We start from the raw sequence: 20,134 nt of genomic DNA, 5'->3' as shown, positions 1-20,134 counted from the left end.
TCGCTTCCTTCAAGTGGTGAGGATGGTGACCAGCGCGACGGCGGAATCGCCCGCCAGCTGACCGCCGTTGTTCTCGGCTAGTGCGACCTTTGCATTGGGCCGCTGCCGTGTGCCAGATTTCCCGCGCAGTTGTTGGGTCAGCTCCACTATCTGCGCGACACCGGTTGCGCCGATGGGGTGACCGCGGGACAGCAGCCCGCCACTGGGGTTGACTGAGATGCGGCCGCCCAGGTCGGTGTCCCCCGAGCGCAGTAACCTCGCGCCTTCTCCGGGTGCGCAGAAACCAAGGTTCTCGTAGTGAATCAGTTCTGCTGGGGCTGACGCGTCGTGCAACTCTGCCACGTGGACGTCGGTCGGATCGACACCCGCTTCCTCATATGCGGCGTTGGCCGCGCGCGCCGCCACGACCTCGCCCTGCCCGTCTACCGTGGCGGTGACGATGGCGCTTGCGCGCAGATAGACGGGCTTGGTGGCTAGGCGCTTGGCGTAATCCTCGGAGCAGATGAATGCCGCTGCAGCGCCGTCTCCGATGGACGAGCACATGAATAGCGTCAGCGGATCGCTGATCATGCGGCTGTTCAGCACTGCCTCAATGCTGGTTTCTTCCCGGAACTGCGCGGCCGGATTACGTGCACCGGCCTTGCGACTTTTGACCACCACGCGGGCGAAGTCCTCGGCGGACGCCCCCGCCGATTCCATCCATTTGCGCGCCTTGATGGCGTACAGATCCATGAACAAGGAGCCCGAGCCACTCTGATATCCTTCGGGCAAGGGCTCTTCCAGGTCCACACCGCGTGCGAATGCACCGAATGAGACGGCCTTGTCCTCGTGCGTGAGCTTCTCCGTACCTACGACTAGGGCGGTCTCGCACGATCCTGATCTCACCGCCAGCCAGGCCAGATGTAAGGCCGAGCTGCCCGATGCGCAGGCGTTCTCGATGTTGAACATCGGCTTTCCAGCGAGACCTGTATTACGCAGCGAAGATTGCGCCCTGATCATTTCCTGGCCTGTCACTACCCCGGCCGCGGCATTGCCGAAAAACACGCGTTCCACGCAATCGACCCCGACCCCGGCATCGCCTAGCGCCGCCGCGACGGCTTCTTCGGACAGGCTTTTCATGTTGCGCTCGGTGAATTTCCCGAACGGCGTCATGCCGACGCCCGCAATGACTACTCTACGCATCGTTTGTCTCCGCTACCTATTGATGTGATTCGGCTTTTCAACGAAAGGCGGCTTCGCCTGTGATTTCCCGCGCCTGGATCAACGCCAGAATCCCGGGCGTTCCATCTGGCACTTGCAGCACGCGCGCGTCGCGCCATAGTTGTTCCAGCCCGAGTTCTTCGGTGATTCCCATCGCGCCGTGTACCTGCATGGCCAGATTGACCGCACGTACGGCGCTTTCGGTGGCGAAGCGCTTAGCCATGGCCGACGTGCCGTTGGCGCGCTCCCCGCGGTCCAGCGCATCCAGTGCGTACAGGCACAGCAGTCGCGAGCTGACGATGGCGGTCTGGATATCGGCGAGGTCCTGCTGTACCAATTGATGAGCACCCAGAGTCTTGCCGAACTGCTTGCGGACGCCGGCGTACTCGACGGCCAGCTCGAACGCGCGCTGGGCGATGCCCACGCCAAGCAATCCCAGCAGCGGGCGGTTGCCATTCCAGGCCAGCGTCATGTATTTGCCGGCATCTCCCGATGAGCCGATGACGTGATCCAGCGGGACTTGCGTCTGGTCGAAGATCACTTCGCTAAGGTGTCCTTGCCGTAACCCGGTAATCTCGGTCTCACGGATTTCGATTTTCGAGGTGCTGCGATCCACCAGCACCCGGCGCGTGATGGGCCTCCCTTTCTCGTTCATCCCGGCCTGACACGCGACGACCATTACGTCGCAGATGGACGCATTGGTGATCCACGCCTTCTGTCCGGTGATAGTGGCGTGCTGGCCGGCCAGCTCCAGGCGGGTACTGATGGTGTTGGAATCAGAGCCTGCGCCAGGCTCCGAGTTTGCCGTGCACGCAATCTTCCTGCCAGCAATCAGGTCCGGCAGGTAAGCTGCCTTGATGTGCTCGGGCGCCCCTGCGTTCAGCCGCGTGATGGAGCCATCATGAGAGATCAGCGACAGGGCGAGGATCGCGGGAATTTGTTCAAGTATCAAACCATAGTCGACCATGGACAGGCCAGGACCGCCGTCCTCTTGAGGCAGACGGGCGGCGGTGATACCGAAATTCGCGAAATGGGCGTAGGCCTCCAGCATGGCCGCCTTGGGCAGCGGGGCATCCTTGGGATGGGCGGCGAGCAGGGGCGCCAGGTAATCCCTTGAAAGCTTTTTGGCCGAATCGACCAGCATCTGTTGTTCGTCGGAAAGTGCGAAGTCCATCTGACCTGATTCCTGGTTCTGTGCCGCTTGCGGCGTGAGGTTCATCGGTTCAACGGTTCGAATGGTAGGGGGGGCAGACCCTACTCACAACCGACATTTTTTGGACGTTTGGCTTAGTTTTCCTGGGGCATGAGCTATCATTTGACATCCAATGACCAAGATCACATTTACGCGAGCGCTACCGTCCCTCAATGCACTACGTGCATTCGAGGCTGCGGGCCGTCTCAAGAGTTTTCAATTGGCGGCGCAGGAGTTGCACGTCACGGCGGCGGCCGTCAGTCGGCATGTCAAGCTACTGGAAGAAGAGCTAGGTTTTCCGCTGTTCGATCGTGGTCACCGATCGGTTGCCTTGACCTCCTTAGGACAGCAGTACTTGGCCGATATCGCTGAAGGATTCGACAGCCTGAAGCGAGCAACCCAGGATGTGGTCGAAGCCAGCCAGAAACGTAAACTCCGGATCCAGGCCTATACCACTGTCGCTATGAAGTGGCTTGTGCCACGACTCGCGTCGTTCCATGCCGCCTCTCCCGAGATAGAAGTTAGTCTGACTACTTCGCTAGAAGACGTGGACTTTTCCATCGACGCCCTGGACGGTGCCATTCGGCTTTCCAATCCACCGTTAGCCTTGGGGGCTGACAAGCTGATGGCAAATGAGCTTGTGCCGGTATGCAGTCCAGCGTTTATGGATAGGCATTCACAGATCCAGGGCGATAAGACGGAAGGGCTGCGTGGCCTGACACTGCTGCATTCTTTGGCGCGCCGGCAAGATTGGAGGAAGTGGCTGTCCGCCGCCGGCGTGCAGGGCGTGAACCCGCTTGCCGGACTCAGTTACGAGAGCTCGACCTTGGCGTATCAGGCCGCGATTCACGGTCATGGATTGGCGATTGCACAACGTGCACTGGTCATGCAGGAACTCGCGGCCGGCGACCTGGTTATGCCATTCTCATTCGTACTTGACGAGGGTGACTTCACGTACTACTTGGTCTACCCGCACGAGCACCTGAACCGGCCGGAATTTGCGGCCTTCAGAAGCTGGTTGATCTCCGTGTAGGAGCGGGTCGGATATCGCCTTAGGAGCGTCAGGCCTCAGCCCCATTTGGTTTCAATTAGAACATATGGCTTATAGCCCGCTAGCGAGCGCCAGAATGGCGCGCATTTCAGCGGCGGTGTTGATTGGACGCAGATTGTTTTTCGTTATTTGCGGATGGTCGAGGGCAGGTTGTATGAACGACTCGATCTGCTCATCCTTCAATCCCAGGTCAGCCAGTGTGCGTGGCATGCCGAGCTGGGCTAGCAGGGACTCCAGCACGACCGCGAAAGATTCTGTGCGTTTGAGCAAACGTAGAATCCTGCCATGCTGCTCGTTTGCGTACCCCTCCAGCCAGCGGGCTTGGGCGAGCATTAATACGCAAGCGGCATCGCTATGTGGCACCCCGGCCAAGGGCCCGACGATATGTACCATCCAATGGCTAAATCCATGCGGAACCGACATTTGACCCATGCCGGTGTACCAGGTGGCCAACTGCGCGCTCGTGAACGCTTCCATATCGCCGCTATTATGTAAGCGCGGAAGGTTCTCGACATATAGCTGGATCGCTTTTTCAGCAAGCAGGCTCGCCAAAGGATGGGGGTGCAGCGAACATGCTGTGTTGATCGCATGGTCCAGTCCCCGGATACCGGTGGACATCAGCAGTGATACGGGGGTTCGCGCTAGCAGGGAGGGGTCGTAGATAATTGCCTGCGGCGCTCCGTCGGTCACCAGAAAACGCGCCTTTTGATGCGTTTGCTCATTAATGGGTGTGCTGACGGGCGTCCATTCCGAGGTGGCCAGGGTTGTGGGAATCGCTATTTGCCGGATAGCGGGGGGCGCGTTCGAGCCGGCAAGCATTTCGGTGCCATCGTCCGACATCTGCATTTGGAGTTGCAACAGCTTTTCCAGGTCGAACGCCTGTTCGGATATGCATAGTTGAATCGCTTTACACATGTCCATCACAGAACCGCCTCCAACCGAGATGATGACATCTGCTTTGAGGTCAAAAATCTGTTTGGCTGCCGATAGTACATTCGATAGTGGCGAATGTTCTCCCACCTTGTCGGTCAGCCCAACACACCGTGCGCCCAGTCCCGCAACCAGCGTGTCTATAACGTCGCTGCGTGTATTCAGCGTGTGCGAACATACGATGAAGGCGCGACGGTAGTCGAACCAGTCCATCAGCTGGGGCAAGGCCTTGGATGCTTGGACGCTGTGCAGGACGCGTTCGTGGCCTGTGAAACGGTAACGAAGACCGGGAGGAGTCATTATGTTCATTACCTCGCATCAGTTCATGGTTGCATTGGCGTCGAATTATTCGGCCTTGATACCACTTTCCCTCACCGCTTTGGACCAGTTGTCGTGTTCGGAGGCCACACGGCGCGCCAGTACAGATGGCGGTTCGTAGTGCGCCTCAAATCCAGCAGCGTTAGCGGCCGCACGTGTTTCCGGTTTCTCCAGCGCGAGCTTCATTTGCGTCGTCAACTTCTCGACGATGGCATCTGGCGTGCCGGCGGGAGCAAAAACGGCCACCCAGGTTTCAAGTTCGTAGTCCGGTACCCCGGCTTGTGCTGTCGTCGGTACATCAGGTAACTCGGAGTATCGCGTTTTCCCGGTGACCGCCAGAGCACGCAGCTTTTCAAGTTTGATGTGGCCACTGATTGATGGGGGGGTTGTGATGATAATTTGGACTTGGTTAGCGAGAACGTCCTGCAATGCAGCACCGGATCCCTTGTAGGGTATGTGCAAAATTTGCGTGCCAGTGCGCTGCTTGAGAATTTCTGTGCCGATGTGAGCCACTGAGCCGTAGCCCTGCGACGCGTAGCTGAGTTCGCCTGGATGTGCCTTGAGATAGGATATTAGCTCGGCTAAGGTGTGAGCGGGTACGGAGGGATTGATAGCGATCACATTTGTCGATGTGGCGATGAGCGCAACGGGCCGCAAATCGTTCTGACTCCATGGGAGGTTAGGCATCAACAGAGGGTTCCCGACATGAAACCCGGAGTAGGAAGCCAAGAGCGTATATCCATCAGGTGCGGCTCTGGCTACCTGTGAGTAGGCCACATTGCCGCTGCCGCCTCCTTTGTTCTCGACGACAAAGGGCTGGGCCATCGCACGTGCTAGCTCCGCCGCGACGAGCCGCGTAGAAGCATCGATGATGCCTCCGGGCGGAGACGGCACGATTAGTGTCACGGCTTTGTTGGGATAGTCCAGTGGCGCGCTTGTGGCCTTAAGGGGTAACGTGGACAGCGCCATCAACAGCCATAAACCCGCAGTACTCCACCGCACAGATCGCCGGCATGTCTGTGCTTTCAAGTTATAGATCATTATGTCTCCCGTTATTCTATTGTGAACCCGACGCGGCGTTATCGCGGAACAGGCCCAGTCTTGCCGTTGATCGAGTTGCCGCTGTTCAGCGCATCAGTTCGCCAACGTCGGCGGCCGATTCCAGATGGAGTATCAAGGTCTCAAGTCTTTGCGCGGCGTTCGCAGTAAGGCAATTTCCACAAAGTGCGCGAAACTTGCGAATCAACCGTTCTTGTTGATCATCGAGATTCGGGTTTGGAATACTCGAGTCATGCAGTAGCTCAAACGTACTTGTATTGGCCAGGCGTATTCGCACCAGGGTCTGTGGCACGCGCAGGGTCGGATCGAGCACCACCTGAGCTAGCTCTTGCAAACGCAGCAGGTCTGGGCAACTTAGGTTTTCCAGATTGAAGGAAGCGGGGTTGGCCGTATCCCTGCCTGCCAATGCCAAGGCGACCGTGTGCCGAAGGCTGAACTTTGCCTGTAGCGCGGTAAGTGGGGATTGGATATTGCATATGTCATTGCAATGCGGGTTCACATGAATCGATATCGCGGTGATATCGGTATGCGAAAAATCGTTGTCCTGTGCGAGCTTCAACGCACTTTCGATAGCAGCGTGGGTTTCGTAGCATGCAGCATGGAACTTGAAAAGATTGGTCTCCATATGGAAGTCAAATATCGCAGGGTCGGCTGTCGCAACAGAGAAATCTGGCACATATCGTGCTGGTCCGAGTGCCGCTTCAGGATAGAAATCATCAGAATGCGTGTGCGCGAATCCCAGTCGATGTCCGATCATGTCGGCCGGCGCGTCAACCCCGGATTGGGCTAATCGCGCGGCTTCCAGACCGCTGCGTGCCGCCTCGCCGACTTGCAATGGTTTGCAAGACGAGCCGAATGCCGCCTTCAAGCCAGCCGCCTTGATCGCGGCAATACCCAGAGCCTGTGCGGTGGCGTTCTCATCCAGGCCCAAAATTCGCGCAGAAGCCGCGGCCGCTCCAAAGCATCCCATTGTTGCCGTGGCGTGAAAGCCTCGCGCGTAGTGATTGGGGGCGATCAATTGCGCGATGCGGCATGATGTTTCGTAGCCCACCAAGACGGCTTGCATCAGTTGGTGTCCCCCGGCATGAGTCTGCTCCGCCAATGCTAGTGCGGCTGCCAGAACCGGTGCCGTGGCATGTCCAGGAATGGAGAAACTGACGTCGTCGTAATCAATCGCATGTGAAGCCGTCCCATTCACCAGCGCGGCGACCGAGGCCGGCATTCGCGCTTTGCTGCCTACGATGGTGCATTGTGGATGTCCACCCTCGGACAATCGGTATTTCATCAACTGCCGCGTCACGAGTTCGGCCGAACCCGCCAGAGTCACCGCGAACCAGTCCAGGATTACTAATTTGACTCTTGTAGATAAAGTGCGCGGAGCCGTCGCCAGATCGAGTCCAACGGCCGCCTTTGCGAGTTCAAGGGTGATGTTCTCAGGTGCGGTTTGCATAGCTATCTCAGTCCGCACTCAAATTGGCGCGTCGGACCAGCTCGCCTGAAAGTGCGATCTCATCGCGGATGAATTGGTCGAATTCCGGCTGAGACATAGGAAACTCATCGATGCCATAGTCCTTATATTGTTGTTGAACGTCAGGCGATCTGACTGCTTGCTGGATGGCGGCATGTAGACGGGAAACGGTTTCGGAGGGGGTGTCGGAAGGGACGAACGCTCCTACCCAAAGCGGGTACTCCGCTCCGGCAAGTCCCGCCTCGGCAATCGTCGGGACGTCAGGCAACGCCGGACTGCGTTTCGTGGAAGTAACGGCGAGGGCATCGAAGCGCGCGCCCTGCATTAAGCCCATAATGGTATTGATGGGAGCCACAAAATAATCCGATCGACCCGCGGACACGTCTGCGATCGCCTCGGGCGTCCCTTTGTAAGGAATATGCGTCCCTTTCCATTTTGCGAGCATGTTGATCTTTTCAGCGCTCATGTGCGTGGAGCTGCCGTTGCCGGCCGAGGCAAAGTTCAAATTGCCTTGGGATTCTTGCCCTGCCTTGATCAATTGCGAGAAGTCTTTGTATCGACCGGCCGGTGCGATAACGACACCAGGCAGCGCGCCAAATGCCGCAACGCTGGTAAGGTCGCGCTGCGGATCATAGGCTAGAGATTTGTATAGCCAAGGCGCTGTCACATAGGAGCCAGAATGTACCAAGATGGTATAGCCGTCTGCTTGAGACTGGGCCACGTAGGCCGCGGCAATTGCCCCACCCGCACCAGGGCGATTCTCCACGACGACGGATTGCTTGAGGTCTGCCGTCAATTGGTTGGCAACGATGCGCGCCATGAGGTCCGAAGAGCTACCCGCCGTAAATGCGACGACCATCCGCACCGGACGGGTCGGGAAATCATTTTGTGCGCCTGCTGGGGAGCAAGCCACGGCCAGGGCCATCCCGATGGCACTGATGAAAAGGTTCTTTTTACTGTAGGTGGTTCGATCGAAAAGCGCGGTTAAATGGGATAGCCGTACGGAAAAAAGTTGGTACTTCGGTGATCGAATAGGCATTGTGGTCTCCTCTTGTCCACCGCGCGAGGCGGGGTTTTTTTCTCAATCGGATCGACACGTACGCACGTAGGTGCGCCTCCGATAGTGAGCTCGCATTCTGTAGTTTCGCGTCAAAGGCTTACAAACGATTTTTTTGCCGAGGGCGATTGAGTTTTTATCAATCGTCGATATTTGGCTATAAACTTCCCTTGAAGCGAAAATTCTCAGGATTTTTCAGTCAATCGACCGCCTGGTTGATTGATAAACAATCTGGTTTTTAGGAAGACTGTTGAAGAAACTGCCGCCACTGAGTGCATTGAAAGCCTTCGAGGCCGCAGCCCGGCACCTCAGTGTTACGCTCGCCGCCGAGGAATTGAACGTGACTCCTGGGGCGGTCAGTAGGCAGGTTCGCCAGTTGGAGGATTTTTTAGCTATACCCCTGTTCTTGCGCGGGCATCAGCAAATCGTATTGACCCGCCAAGGTTCCGAATACTTTCGCGCGATATCCCGAGCATTGAACGAGGTGCGTGAGGCAACGTCGAGCATTGGTCGGGGTGCAAAGAAGCAAGAGCTTCGTATCCGTGCCTATACGACGTTTTCTATGCATTGGCTTATTCCGCGACTGCCTGATTTTCACGCCAGACATCCTGAGATTCAGGTATCTCTCACGACGTCACTTGATGATGTGGACTTTGATCGCGAAGACATAGATGGCGCTATCCGACTTGGCCACGGAAAGTGGCGCGGCGCGCATAGCTACCGCTTGATGCCCAATCTGCTTTGTCCAGTTATGAGTCCAACGCTGCTCAAGAGTGGCCCGTCCCTGCGAACACCACACGACCTGTCACGCTATACGTTGCTGCACTCGCTCGCCCGCGCGGATGACTGGGCTGCGTGGCTGACAAGCGCGGGGGCACACGACGTTGATGCCAGCGGCGGCATGACGTTCCAGAGTTCGGTCATGGCATACGCATCTGCAATTCAAGGTCAGGGTATCGCCATGGCTCAGCGCTTTCTCGTAGAGGACAAACTACAAAGCGGAGAGCTGGTTGTGCCTTTCGATCATATTCTCGACTGTGGCACTTTTACGTATTATCTGATCACCGCCTCGGATCGTCCGGAGCGTCCTCAGATGGCCGCCTTCAGGCTATGGATGCTGGAGTATTTTTCCAGCGTTGCTTGATGTCGTGGCATCTCAGGGTATTAGCAGCTCACCCGCGAGGAGCGTCACGCGGAAAGCTAGATTGCCTGCTACAAAGATGTGCTCAGCATGCGTATCTCTAACAGCGCTAACGGGCTCTTAAACCGTATGATCCACTACTCTCCTTGGCAACTCTTGGTTCGGCGCCGTCTATGGTGTTCCCAACCCAGCAGCACGCGTTGCGGGGGAAAGAGCGCGAAATCCGAGCATAGAGCTACCCTGATGGAAGAAGGAAGATCAAGGTGGGAGTGGCAAGAGCGCAAGCCAGCGCTGTGCCCGGATGGTGCAGGGATCAAATCATTGTCATATCAGCAATTAGGCTAGGGTAGCGATGCAGGCGTTTCAGCAAGAGAGAACGTGACCTTGTAGCGCGTAGACAGCATATGCCCCGACGTTACGGGAGGGTACTTGGCGCCGGTTCCCGCACAACTGGGAATGCACTCAATGACCGCATCGTGGTTCGGAATGCAAAAATAAGGAATGGAAAGCCTGTCGGCCTTGTTGGCCACCGCGATGGGCGGGTTTACCACGCGGTGCATCGTCGAGACAAAACGGTCATTGGTCCACCGCATCATGATGTCTCCGATATTGACAATGAACGCCCCACGCACTTTCGGCACACCCACCCACTGTCCGTCGGGCAACTGCACTTGCAGGCCACCCGGAGCTTCGTCGACTTTCAGGATCGTAATTGCCGTCGCATCGGTGTGGGCGCCCGCGCGCTCTTCCCCTTCTTTTGGGCTCTGTGTCTGGGCAGGATAGAAGTTTGCCCGCAATATGCTGGCGTGCTTGCTGACACGCTCCCGGAAATAGGTGTTAGGCACGTCCAGCGCGTAAGCAAAAATATCTAGGATGGTGACGGAAAGGCGCTCCATCTCGCGGTAGTACTCGATGAAAGCCGGTTTTAGTCCATGGGGATTCGCTGGCCACAAGTTAGGCGAGTAGTTGGGCCCCGCGTTTGGACTCGTGTAGTATGGATCATCGGACACGTCCAGAGGGCCTATCGCGAAGCTTTCGAGCAGCGAAGGTTTGAGCCTGGCATCCCGGTCTTTGCCCACCGTCTTCTTCCCTTGTGGGGTAAAGCCCTTAGGGTTCGTTCCTGCGGGTTTTTCAACCAGCAACTTCTCAGCTTCCGGCAACGCAAAAAAAGATTTCGACTGGTTGTAGAGCACGTCGATCGTGGACTCGGCCACGCCATGCCCGGTAATGACCAGGAACCCTACCTGCTCGCACGCCGCGTTGACCTCGGCGGCCACGGCCCGGCGGCCTTCGGGCGACCCATCGATGAATGGGGAAATGTCGATCACAGGTACGTGGTCGAGGACGATATGCGTAGTTTCCATGGCTATCCTTTGGGAGGTTGAGCGATTTAATGTATCAATTGCTCCATTAATTTTCATGCGGGAAGACTGCAGACGCAAGCGTTTTCTGACCCAGCGGACGGGTTTCGTCGCAAGTAGCTCCACCGTTCTGGTAGTCGGGAATTCCCGAATCAAAAATTGATTGCGCATGTCTGAAAACATCGACACAATAAATAAATGTAGCTTTTACTACATTAAATATTTTGTTCCGTTCCGTACTTGTTGTCCTCCCTTGTGACTTTCCCACCACGACTAGGCGCAATGCTGCGCCGCCCCGGAGCTCGACCCATGGCCTGCCGGTATCTTCTCGCCTCGCTGCTAACCTTTTTCACGGCCACCTGTGCGACTGCTGCAGACTGGAGGCCGGAACGCCCGATCAAGATCACCGTCCCGTATGCGGCGGGCGGATCGGCCGACGTCATCGCTCGCGTCGTGGCGCAACGGATTCGTACTGAACTTGGCCAGCCGGTCATCGTCGAGAACAAGCCTGGCGCCGGCACGATCATTGGCGCCATGGCCGTCGCTAAAGCCCCGGCCGACGGATATAGCCTGTTGTTGGCAACCTCGACCACGATGAGCATCGCCCCGCTGGTCCAGAAACAAATTCCCTACTCGCCGTCCCAGTTCGTCCCGGTTGCAGGCTTCATGTCCGTGCCGTTCATGGTCCTGGTGAACAAAGACCTGCCGGTGAATACGGTGCAGGACTTGGTCGCGCTCTCGCGTAGTAAGCCCGGCGTGCTTAATTACGGCACGCTGGGCACCGGAACCTCGAACCACGTGCTGGGCGCCCTGCTGTCCACAGCAGCCGGTGATTCGATGGTGGCCGTGCATTACACAAGTGCCGGCCCTGCCCTGATCGGCCTGGAACGCGGCGATATTCACGTGTACTTCGATGGAATCCCCACATCGGTCCACAAGGTGGCCAGCGGTCAGTACAAGGGCATTGCCGTCACCAGCAAAACGCGCATTCCTGGTGTGTCGAACGTCCCGACTGTGTTCGAGCAGGGATTCCCGCAGGTGGGCTTATCGGTCTGGTACGGACTGGTGGCTCCGGCCGACACGCCCGCGAACATCATTTCCACCTTGAATGCCGCGGTGCGGGCTGCCATTTCAGACCCTGACGTAACGGCGCAGATCACCCGCGATGGTACGCAACCATTGTTGCTGGATCCCCAAGCCTTTCAACGGTTGATTGATCAGGACGCCAGCTCTTGGCGCACCGCATTCTCTACGCTCCAACTGAAACTCGACTGAAGTCCGAACCCACGTCTACAGGGACACAGATGAACGGCGCCGACACTCTCTTGCATACGCTGGTCCACGCCGGCGTCACCACATGCTTTGGCAATCCCGGAACCAGCGAAGTCCATTTCGTAAAAAGCCTGGATAAGGTCCCGCAAATGCGATGCATCCTGGCGCTAGCCGAAAACGTGGCCACTGGCGCCGCCGATGGGTATGCGCGCCTGTCCTCTGGCACGGCAGCGACATTGCTTCATTGCGGACCAGGATTAGCAAACGGGCTGGCCAACCTGCACAACGCACAGAAAGCGGGCAGTTCGATCGTCAATATCGTGGGCGACCAGGCCCAGTTCCATGCGTACAGGAACCCGCCGCTGGCGTCCGAAACCGAAAACATCGCTCGCACCGTCTCGACGTGGACCAGGCGGTCCAACGCATCGCTTTCCGTCGGCGTGGACGCCGCCGCAGCGATATCCCAATCGCGATTTGGCGGTGGCGCGATAGCCACCCTGATCCTGCCGTCAGATGTCTGCTGGGGTCCTGGCGGGCCCGTCGGTACGGTTCTCGAACAGCCTCGGCCATCGCAGGTTCCAGAACTGGCGATCGCCAGCGCGGTGGATCTTCTGAAGCAGGGGCATGCCACCGCATTGATTCTGGGAGACGACGCGCTTTGCGGCGCGTTACCGCAGCTGGCAGCCGCCATTGCTGAAAAAACAGGTGCACGCGTCCTGGTCCACAGCTTCATTCGACGTGTCGAACGCGGCCGTGGCAGGCCAGCCTTCGAGCGCGTTCCATACGCCGTTCCCGCTGCGCGCGAGATGTTCAGCGCTATAAACCATGTCGTGCTGGTGGGCGCCGAACAGCCCGTGTTCGCCTTTGCCGGACCGGACGAACTAAGCGGCCCGGAACAACCGGGCACGAGGTTCGTTTCGTTGGGTAGCCGGGGACAGGACCTGGAATCCGCGCTGCGCTCCGTCTGCGACCGACTGCAGTGCGACGGCCGTCCGCGCGCAATGGATGCCGACGCAGCTACGTCGTCGCCTGCAAGCGGCCAAGTTACCTCGACCGCGTTCGGGCAATCCTTGGCGGCACTGCTTCCCGAAGACTCCATCGTGGTCGACGAGGGCATCACATTCGGCAGATCGGTATATAGCGCCACGCATCAGGCACGCAGGCATGACTGGCTTCAATTGACTGGAGGCGCCATCGGATCGGGTATGCCACTGGCAACCGGCGCCGCGATTGCCGCGCCCCACAGGCGTGTAGTAACGCTGCAGGCAGACGGATCTGGCCTGTATACGGTACAGGCGTTATGGACTCAGGCGCGGGAGCGGCTGAACATCACGACCATCGTATTCGCGAACCGCAAGTACGAAATCCTGTTCAACGAAATGAGGCGCATGGGGGTTTCGCCGGGTGCCAGCGCCGACTACCTGTTTGCACTGGACAACCCGGCGCTGGACTGGGTGCAGCTGGCGCAGGGCTTCGGTGTTGAAGCCGCCACGGCCACCAGCATGGATCAGTTCAATGACCTGTTTACCCATACGCTGAACCACGATGGTCCGTTTTTGATAGAGCTGCGTATGTAGCCTCGGCTGCGTCAGTCGGTCGATTTTTCAAGAATGCGCAACACCGAATCGGAAACGAATACTGTCCATTCCTCGTGCGCCTTGACGTCCAGGGGTTCGCCCAGGAACCGCGACAGCGTGTAGCGGTTGGAGATGAAGAAGTACCCGGATGCCAGGATCATCAAATAAATATGCCGGGCCTTGACGCTGCGACGAAACAACCCCAGGCGCTGCCCCTCGGCCACGATGGTCTGGATGCGCGCCATGATAGGCGACACTGCGCCGTCGACCTGGGCCGGGCGGCTTTTTGCAAGGTGTCGTCCCTTGTGCATGTTTTCATCGTTCAGCAGTACGATCAATTCCGGGTGCGACGCATAGTAGTCAAACACAAACCGGATAGTTTTCGCGATGGCCTTTTTAGGGTCGTCCAAGTCTGTCTCTATCGCCGATTCTGCCACGCCCATGCGGCGGTACATTTCCTCCAAGGCTGCGTTATACAGACCCAGCTTGTTCCCGAAGTAGTAATAGATCATGCGATCGACGGTCTTGGCCTCTTTCGTGACCTTTTCAATGCTGCCGGCGTCGTAACCGTGCCGCGAAAACACCTTCACGGCGGCTTTCAGGATCGCGGTCTTGGTCTTTTGGTTTGAGGGGGCTAGCTTCGGCCGTCCTCTAACCGGCTTATCTGCGGAGTCATCAGCGGGTATCTTGTCGTTCACGTTGGGTTGGCTCCTTTCAGCTTTTCTTATTGTGTCATAACCCTTCCCGGCGGGCTGCTAGACCGGTACTCGACATGCCTTTTGCTGATAGAACTGGCGTTGCTGCGTCCGTAGTCGTAGGTTCCATGGCCTTGCCGGACCTGTTCTTGCGTCGGCGGAACCCGCAGTCGCGGGTCAAACGCATGGGATTTCATGCCTGGTGCCGTGCTGCCTGTGAACAGACAGCGGCGACGGCAATTTGGGGCGGACTCTTGCTCCAAGTGAAGGAGGATCACGGTGGCAGGTCATTAAAAGTGGTTACATATGGCGCCGCGCCGAAAGAGGAATGCCGCTCTACAGCGAGGCTTATCCTTCTTTGGGGAGCCAGCAGCTTTGGCGCGAGAGAATGGCTGCCGTTGTACCGTCGCGATCTCCCTTGCTTGTATGGTTAGGGTAGGGTGCGCGTCCTAGAGTGGAGGCGCTGGGGTGGAGGGACGTCCCTCCACCCCAGCGCATGTCTGCTGCCTTTCATGAGCAGCAGGACAGGATTCAGTACGTCACCTCATTCGCGATCATGGCGTTGTTGGTGTCGGCCCGCTATGGCATCGGGATTTTCGCGCAATCCCGTATCGCGCGTGCCCATTCCTGGGGCCTCACGATGCGCCCCTTGTCTGATGGTCTGTTCCAAGAATAAAAAAGCCGTCCCTGTATAAACAGGGACGGCTTTCGAAATTGGTGCCCGGGGCCGGAATCGAACCGGCACGCCTTGCGGCGGGGGATTTTCTTCCCACTTCGGCTTTCGCCGCCGACGTTCCGAAGAACGGCGTTCGTGGTCTGGAGCACGCCTTCACCATAGCATCGCGTATTACCGCTATGCCTTAGGTGCCCGCCGTCTGCTCTCTACACCTTCCGAGGGGCCTTTCGGCTCCAGGGCTTGGCTCGGCATTAGCTCGGACTTAATGTCCAGGGCCTTCACCGAGTTTGACGGGCTTCACCTCTGGAGTTTCCTCCGGAGGGCTCAAATTTGGTCTGAGTCCCCTGCGTCTACCAATTTCACCACCCGGGCAAAATTGTGAAGCAGTCCTACTTCACTACTACTTACTACCACTACGTAGGATCCAGTACGAAACATTCTGGCTCCTATTTGGCTCCTAGAACAAAAACCAGTGTTTCTGTTCCGACGCCTGCATTTCCCTAAAACCCTCATCCCATGCGGCTTGGCGAGCATTCGACTCATGCTGCAAATAGGTAGAAGTCCCTATTTTTGAGTCCCCTGCGTCTACCAATTTCACCACCCGGGCTAGGAGGTCGCGAGCAGTCTGATGACTTGCTGCGGGAGATGCGAAGACAGCGATTGTATGCTGTTTTTTAAAAAATGTCAGCTCACCCCAATTCTCGCCTTCGCGACGCGCAAATGCCGGGCGCGCACCACACAACATCCACTTCTATCTATGTCAAAAATTCACAACAATCGCAATGGACAGTTGCCTGGCGCGTTATAAAGCCTACTGGACGGCGGCAAGGGCTCATTGTGCATGCCTATAGACCGTCGCGCAGCTCACAGAGGAAGCCAGGACCATATGAAGCGCAGTAATTCGCCATCGATCTCGTCGCCGCGTCGGTTTCTGGCGGGGTTGGCGATAGTCATGTTGAGTGCCTGCTCATCGACCCCGCAGACGCCGAAGACCTCTGGAAACACCGGCCCTGTGGCCTATCTAAAGGCAAACAATGGTGCTAATAACATGCGTATCCCAGGCAGACCCCGCTCTGTGCTGGAACTGCATGTGATCGAGGGCCGTCACCATGTCGAGCCGGTCGCGCAATGCGACCAGATCTACACCGGTACGGCTCTGGGCGGAGGCACGGCGCGCGAGCTGCAGGTCGTGCTGTGCGACGGGGACTGGAATAACGACGGGGAATATTGGCTGATCAGTGAGGCGGGCGTCGTCAGCGTGCGCCGCGTTTCGGCCGGCGACTACCAGCAGACTGTCCTGGAATACCGCCTGCGCGATACAAAGGCTCGCGCTGTGGCGAAGACAGATTAGCAATCCGTCCGGAAGGCATTCGCTCACCAGCCTCGCCCTGGCCTCCGCCTATTGCAAGCAGAAGCCAGGATAAACGCATGCACGATTAGGCCCGTTTTCTCTCGGGCAAGAACCAATTCATCACCAACGCGCAGATCCCGCCTGTAGCTACACCGGACTCCAGCACGCTGCTCAGCGCATGCGGCAGATGCGACAGGATCTCCGGCACTTGCGATACCCCCAGCCCCAGGGCCAGAGACACCGAGATGATCAACAACGCCCGGCGGTCCAGCTGAATGCTGGCCAGAATATTGATCCCCGCCGCCGCGACGGCGCCGAACATCACCATGGCGGCGCCTCCCAGCACGGGCTCAGGCACGGCCTGTAGGGCCCCAGCCACGGCAGGAAATAGCCCCAGCACGATCAGCATCCCGGCGATCCAGATCCCGACGTGACGGCTGGCAATCCCCGTCAGCTGAATCACACCATTATTCTGCGCAAACACCGAGCTGGGAAAGGTGTTGAATACGCCCGCCAACAGCGAGTTCACGCCATTGACCAGCACGCCGCCTTTGATCCGCTGCATCCACAGGGGCCCCTCGACAGGTTGCTTGGAAACCTTGCTGGTGGCGGTAACGTCGCCGATGGCCTCGAGCGAGGTGACCAGATAGATGATCAGCATGGGCACAAACAGCGACCACGAGAATCCCAATCCAAAATGCAGCGGCACCGGAATCTGGAACAGCGCAGCCTCGCGTGCACCTGTGAAATCCAGTCGGCCCATGTAGGCGGCCGCGATGTAGCCGACGATCAGTGCGATGACCAGCGCCGTGCTGCGGATCCAGACGATGGGCAGGCGGTTCAGCAGGATGATGGTACCCAGCACCAGACCGGACAGGGTCAGGTTTTCCGCGCTGGCGAAAGTCCCGTCTTTCATGGCGTTGTAGCCGCCACCCATGCTGATGAGGCCGACTTTGATCAGCGTCAGGCCGATCAACAAGACAACGATGCCGGTGACGAGCGGGGTGATCAGCCGTTTGACGAACGGCAGGATTCGGCTGATAAAGATCTCGACAAAGGATCCCGCGATGACGACGCCGAACATGGTCGCGAGCACCGTTTCGACCGGGGTGCCGGATTTGACCATCGCCGACCCGGCGGTGATCAGCGGTACGACGAAGTTAAAGCTCGTGCCCTGCACGATGAGCAGGCCTGCGCCCAGCGGGCCGAATCGGCGGCACTGGATATAGGTGGCGATGCCGGAGACGACCAGCGACATGGAGACGATCAGAGTGGTGTCGCGGACGCTGACGCCCAGGGCCTGGCAGATCAGCAGGCCCGGGGTGACGATGGGCACCAGGATGGCCAACAGGTGCTGCAGGGCGGCGACAAAGGCGACCGGCGCGGCGGGACGGTCGTCAGGACCGTAGACCAGATCGTGCGCAGGGACGTCGTCGTCCGCAGCGCTGTGAGGGGCGGTTTGGGTGAGAGAGGCTGGTTGCATGAGCGGGCGCCGGCCGGCTGGGGAAAATGGGAATGGGCAGGATTTTAGCGAGGCAGCGGGCCACCTGTCTGAGGGAATGCCTTTTTTGGGGCTCGCAGGGCAGTTTGGCGCGGGAAAGATGCCGGAAAAACCACAAAAGGGCTCAAAAAAGGGCCGATTGAGAGGCGGCTCTCGCTCAGGTCGCGCCTGATGGCGGTCTTGAAACCCTGGCCATCACCCCCATATTGTTGGGGTTTCTCAGGTTTCGCCCTGGCGAATTGCGCGGGTGTCCCCTTTTTTTGGGGGGACTCTGGTGAAATTCGCGGGCCTGTCCAATTTTTCTCTTGTTTTTCTGACCGTTAAAACTATGAGCCAAACCGCCACGTCTTCCAATTCTGAAACCCTGGGGTTCCAGGCCGAGGTAAAGCAACTGCTGCACCTGATGATCCACTCGCTCTACAGCAACAAGGAAATTTTCCTGCGCGAGCTGGTTTCTAACGCGTCGGATGCCTGCGACAAGCTGCGTTTCGAGGCGATTGACCAGCCGGGGCTGCTGGATGGCGATAGTGAGCTGGCGATCCGGGTGGACTACGACAAGGACGCGCGCACGATCACGATCTCGGATAACGGGATCGGGCTGTCGCGCGATGAGGCGATCGCCAATCTGGGCACGATTGCGCGTTCGGGCACGCGTGAGTTTTTCTCGCAATTGACCGGTGACAAGCAAAAGGACGCGCAACTGATTGGTCAGTTTGGCGTGGGCTTTTATTCGTCGTTCATCGTGGCCGACAAGGTCACGGTGGTGAGCCGCCGCGCCGGCAGCGGCGAGGCGATTCGTTGGGAATCCGATGGCCAGGGCGAGTTCAACATCGCTGCCGCGGAAAAAGCCACGCGTGGCACGGATGTGACGTTGCATCTGCGCGCGGACGAAGACGAGTTGCTCAATGGCTGGAAACTGCGCGAGATCCTGCGCCGTTATTCTGACCATATCTCGCTGCCGATCCGCATGTTCAAGGAAGACTGGGATTCGGAAAAGAGCGCGCAGGTAAAGACCGAAGAGCTGGAAACGGTGAACCAGGCCAATGCGCTCTGGACGCGCAGCAAGGGCGATGTCACCGACGAGCAGTACCGCGAGTTCTACAAGACGGTCTCGCACGACTATGACGATCCGCTGGCCTGGACGCACAATCGCGTAGAGGGTCGCAGCGAGTACACGCAGTTGTTGTATGTGCCGAAGCATGCGCCTTTCGATCTGTGGGATCGTGATGGCCGTCGCGGTGTGAAGCTCTACGTCAAGCGCGTATTCATCATGGACGATGCAGAGCAATTGCTGCCGTCGTATCTGCGTTTTGTGCGTGGGGTGATTGATTCGGCGGATCTGCCGTTGAATGTGTCGCGCGAGATTTTGCAGGAAAGCCGTGATGTGCGCGCGATCCGCGAGGGCTCGGCCAAGCGTATTCTGTCCCTGCTGGAGGATATGGCCGAGCACAAGGCCGAAGACTACGCGACGTTCTGGACGGAATTCGGCCAGGTGCTGAAAGAAGGCACGGGCGAGGATACGGGCAATATCGAACGTATTGCAAAGCTGCTGCGTTTCGCATCGACGCATACGGGCGATGCGATTCAGAACGTGTCGTTTGCTGATTACGTGTCGCGCATGAAGGAAGGCCAGGACAAGATCTACTACGTCACGGCCGATACGTTTGCTGCAGCTAGCAACAGCCCGCATCTGGAGATTTTCCGCAAGAAGGGCATCGAGGTGCTGTTGTTGTCGGATCGCGTTGACGAGTGGATGTTGTCGTATCTGCGCGAGTTCGATGGAAAATCGTTGGTGTCGGTGGCCAAGGGCGGTCTGGATCTGGCCGAGTTGGCGGACGAGGACGAGAAAAAGCATCAGGCCGAGGTCGAGGAAAACTTCAAGCCTTTGGTCGAGCGTTTGAAAGAGACGCTGGCGGATCAGGTGAAAGAGGTGCGCGTGACGTTGCGTCTGGTGGATTCGCCAGCGTGCGTGGTGGTGGGACAGAACGAACTCAGCCCGCATTTGCTGCGCATGCTAAAGGCCGCGGGCCAGGAGGCGCCGGATGTGAAGCCGGTGCTGGAGATCAATCCGGAGCACGCCTTGATCGCGCGTGTGCGTGATGCCGACGATAGCGAGTTCGAGCAATGGGCGCGTCTGTTGTTGGATCAGGCCTTGTTGGCTGAAGGTGCACAGATTGCGGATCCCGCGGCGTTTGTGAAGCGGTTGAATGCGTTGTTGTTGAAGTAAGTAGATGGCCTCTGCTGAAAGCTGAGGCAGGTCAGCCGCGAGTCTCTGCGGCTGGCTA

The 20,134-nt window shown here is 58.2% G+C and carries 16 protein-coding genes; 7 read left to right on the top strand and 9 right to left on the bottom strand.

What is annotated here, in order from left to right; genetic code table 11:
• Positions 1–9 precede the first annotated feature (9 nt).
• Positions 10–1,182, bottom strand: a complete 1,173-nt coding sequence (locus tag ACYVIT_RS19900; protein WP_415804215.1) for a thiolase family protein — start codon at positions 1,180–1,182, stop codon at positions 10–12.
• 37 nt (positions 1,183–1,219) lie between these two features.
• Positions 1,220–2,374 (bottom strand): acyl-CoA dehydrogenase family protein, encoded by a 1,155-nt coding sequence (locus ACYVIT_RS19895; RefSeq protein WP_415804214.1) that lies wholly within the window; start codon positions 2,372–2,374, stop codon positions 1,220–1,222.
• 151 nt (positions 2,375–2,525) lie between these two features.
• Here ACYVIT_RS19895 and gcvA (ACYVIT_RS19890) point away from each other — a divergent pair, with 151 nt between their 5' ends.
• Positions 2,526–3,425 (top strand): transcriptional regulator GcvA, encoded by a 900-nt coding sequence (gcvA, locus tag ACYVIT_RS19890; RefSeq protein WP_415804213.1) that lies wholly within the window; start codon positions 2,526–2,528, stop codon positions 3,423–3,425.
• 69 nt (positions 3,426–3,494) lie between these two features.
• Here gcvA (ACYVIT_RS19890) and ACYVIT_RS19885 read toward each other — a convergent pair whose 3' ends face one another.
• From ACYVIT_RS19885 to ACYVIT_RS19870, 4 genes are all read right to left on the bottom strand, one after another.
• Positions 3,495–4,682 (bottom strand): iron-containing alcohol dehydrogenase, encoded by a 1,188-nt coding sequence (locus ACYVIT_RS19885; RefSeq protein ID WP_415804212.1) that lies wholly within the window; start codon positions 4,680–4,682, stop codon positions 3,495–3,497.
• Between the two features lie 36 nt (positions 4,683–4,718).
• Positions 4,719–5,732, bottom strand: coding sequence for a Bug family tripartite tricarboxylate transporter substrate binding protein (locus ACYVIT_RS19880; RefSeq protein WP_415804211.1), 1,014 nt, complete (start codon positions 5,730–5,732; stop codon positions 4,719–4,721).
• Positions 5,733–5,817: 85 nt separating this feature from the next.
• Positions 5,818–7,200, bottom strand: a complete 1,383-nt coding sequence (locus ACYVIT_RS19875) for an MmgE/PrpD family protein (protein ID WP_415804210.1) — start codon at positions 7,198–7,200, stop codon at positions 5,818–5,820.
• A 7-nt stretch (positions 7,201–7,207) separates the two neighbouring features.
• On the bottom strand, positions 7,208–8,257 hold the full coding sequence (locus ACYVIT_RS19870) for a Bug family tripartite tricarboxylate transporter substrate binding protein (protein WP_415804209.1): 1,050 nt from the start codon (positions 8,255–8,257) through the stop codon (positions 7,208–7,210).
• 268 nt (positions 8,258–8,525) lie between these two features.
• On the opposite strand from ACYVIT_RS19870, the gene gcvA (ACYVIT_RS19865) reads away from it, so the two are divergent.
• Positions 8,526–9,419 carry a transcriptional regulator GcvA gene (gcvA, locus tag ACYVIT_RS19865; protein ID WP_415804208.1) on the top strand — a complete coding sequence of 298 codons (894 nt, stop codon included), beginning with the start codon at positions 8,526–8,528 and terminating at the stop codon, positions 9,417–9,419.
• A gap of 338 nt (positions 9,420–9,757) precedes the next feature.
• Here the strand turns inward: gcvA (ACYVIT_RS19865) and ACYVIT_RS19860 are convergent, their stop codons facing one another.
• Positions 9,758–10,780, bottom strand: a complete 1,023-nt coding sequence (locus ACYVIT_RS19860; RefSeq protein WP_415804207.1) for an isopenicillin N synthase family dioxygenase — start codon at positions 10,778–10,780, stop codon at positions 9,758–9,760.
• A 306-nt stretch (positions 10,781–11,086) separates the two neighbouring features.
• On the opposite strand from ACYVIT_RS19860, the gene ACYVIT_RS19855 reads away from it, so the two are divergent.
• Complete coding sequence (locus ACYVIT_RS19855; RefSeq protein WP_415804206.1) at positions 11,087–12,052, top strand: Bug family tripartite tricarboxylate transporter substrate binding protein; 966 nt, start codon at positions 11,087–11,089, stop codon at positions 12,050–12,052.
• Between the two features lie 29 nt (positions 12,053–12,081).
• A complete protein-coding gene (locus ACYVIT_RS19850; RefSeq protein ID WP_415804205.1) occupies positions 12,082–13,626 on the top strand; it encodes an acetolactate synthase large subunit in 1,545 nt (514 codons plus the stop codon).
• Positions 13,627–13,637: 11 nt separating this feature from the next.
• Here ACYVIT_RS19850 and ACYVIT_RS19845 read toward each other — a convergent pair whose 3' ends face one another.
• Positions 13,638–14,324 carry a TetR/AcrR family transcriptional regulator gene (locus tag ACYVIT_RS19845; protein WP_415804204.1) on the bottom strand — a complete coding sequence of 229 codons (687 nt, stop codon included), beginning with the start codon at positions 14,322–14,324 and terminating at the stop codon, positions 13,638–13,640.
• Between the two features lie 493 nt (positions 14,325–14,817).
• On the opposite strand from ACYVIT_RS19845, the gene ACYVIT_RS19840 reads away from it, so the two are divergent.
• Both ACYVIT_RS19840 and ACYVIT_RS19835 read left to right on the top strand, forming a co-directional pair.
• On the top strand, positions 14,818–14,997 hold the full coding sequence (locus ACYVIT_RS19840) for a hypothetical protein (RefSeq protein ID WP_415804203.1): 180 nt from the start codon (positions 14,818–14,820) through the stop codon (positions 14,995–14,997).
• 886 nt (positions 14,998–15,883) lie between these two features.
• Positions 15,884–16,348 carry a hypothetical protein gene (locus tag ACYVIT_RS19835; protein ID WP_460478281.1) on the top strand — a complete coding sequence of 155 codons (465 nt, stop codon included), beginning with the start codon at positions 15,884–15,886 and terminating at the stop codon, positions 16,346–16,348.
• 85 nt (positions 16,349–16,433) lie between these two features.
• On the opposite strand, the gene ACYVIT_RS19830 is transcribed toward ACYVIT_RS19835, so the two are convergent.
• A complete protein-coding gene (locus tag ACYVIT_RS19830) occupies positions 16,434–17,831 on the bottom strand; it encodes a nucleobase:cation symporter-2 family protein (RefSeq protein WP_094839138.1) in 1,398 nt (465 codons plus the stop codon).
• A 346-nt stretch (positions 17,832–18,177) separates the two neighbouring features.
• On the opposite strand from ACYVIT_RS19830, the gene htpG reads away from it, so the two are divergent.
• Positions 18,178–20,076, top strand: coding sequence for a molecular chaperone HtpG (gene htpG / locus ACYVIT_RS19825; RefSeq protein ID WP_415804201.1), 1,899 nt, complete (start codon positions 18,178–18,180; stop codon positions 20,074–20,076).
• The last annotated feature ends 58 nt before the right edge of the window (positions 20,077–20,134 follow it).

This window comes from Bordetella muralis (assembly GCF_054781015.1).
The sequence above is the reverse complement of the archived record's forward strand: the minus strand, read 5'-3'. Positions and strand labels throughout refer to the sequence as shown.

What these genes read in the sequence shown, in the direction of transcription:
- ACYVIT_RS19895 (WP_415804214.1), bottom strand. Translation starts at nt 2,374, where the DNA reads ATGGACTTCGCACTTTCCGACGAACAACAGATGCTGGTCGATTCGGCC.
- htpG (WP_415804201.1), top strand. Translation starts at nt 18,178, where the DNA reads ATGAGCCAAACCGCCACGTCTTCCAATTCTGAAACCCTGGGGTTCCAG.
- ACYVIT_RS19860 (WP_415804207.1), bottom strand. Translation starts at nt 10,780, where the DNA reads ATGGAAACTACGCATATCGTCCTCGACCACGTACCTGTGATCGACATT.
- ACYVIT_RS19885 (WP_415804212.1), bottom strand. Translation starts at nt 4,682, where the DNA reads ATGAACATAATGACTCCTCCCGGTCTTCGTTACCGTTTCACAGGCCAC.
- ACYVIT_RS19870 (WP_415804209.1), bottom strand. Translation starts at nt 8,257, where the DNA reads ATGCCTATTCGATCACCGAAGTACCAACTTTTTTCCGTACGGCTATCC.
- ACYVIT_RS19840 (WP_415804203.1), top strand. Translation starts at nt 14,818, where the DNA reads ATGTCTGCTGCCTTTCATGAGCAGCAGGACAGGATTCAGTACGTCACC.
- ACYVIT_RS19855 (WP_415804206.1), top strand. Translation starts at nt 11,087, where the DNA reads ATGGCCTGCCGGTATCTTCTCGCCTCGCTGCTAACCTTTTTCACGGCC.
- ACYVIT_RS19875 (WP_415804210.1), bottom strand. Translation starts at nt 7,200, where the DNA reads ATGCAAACCGCACCTGAGAACATCACCCTTGAACTCGCAAAGGCGGCC.
- ACYVIT_RS19830 (WP_094839138.1), bottom strand. Translation starts at nt 17,831, where the DNA reads ATGCAACCAGCCTCTCTCACCCAAACCGCCCCTCACAGCGCTGCGGAC.
- gcvA (WP_415804213.1), top strand. Translation starts at nt 2,526, where the DNA reads ATGACCAAGATCACATTTACGCGAGCGCTACCGTCCCTCAATGCACTA.
- ACYVIT_RS19900 (WP_415804215.1), bottom strand. Translation starts at nt 1,182, where the DNA reads ATGCGTAGAGTAGTCATTGCGGGCGTCGGCATGACGCCGTTCGGGAAA.
- ACYVIT_RS19880 (WP_415804211.1), bottom strand. Translation starts at nt 5,732, where the DNA reads ATGATCTATAACTTGAAAGCACAGACATGCCGGCGATCTGTGCGGTGG.
- ACYVIT_RS19835 (WP_460478281.1), top strand. Translation starts at nt 15,884, where the DNA reads ATGAAGCGCAGTAATTCGCCATCGATCTCGTCGCCGCGTCGGTTTCTG.
- ACYVIT_RS19850 (WP_415804205.1), top strand. Translation starts at nt 12,082, where the DNA reads ATGAACGGCGCCGACACTCTCTTGCATACGCTGGTCCACGCCGGCGTC.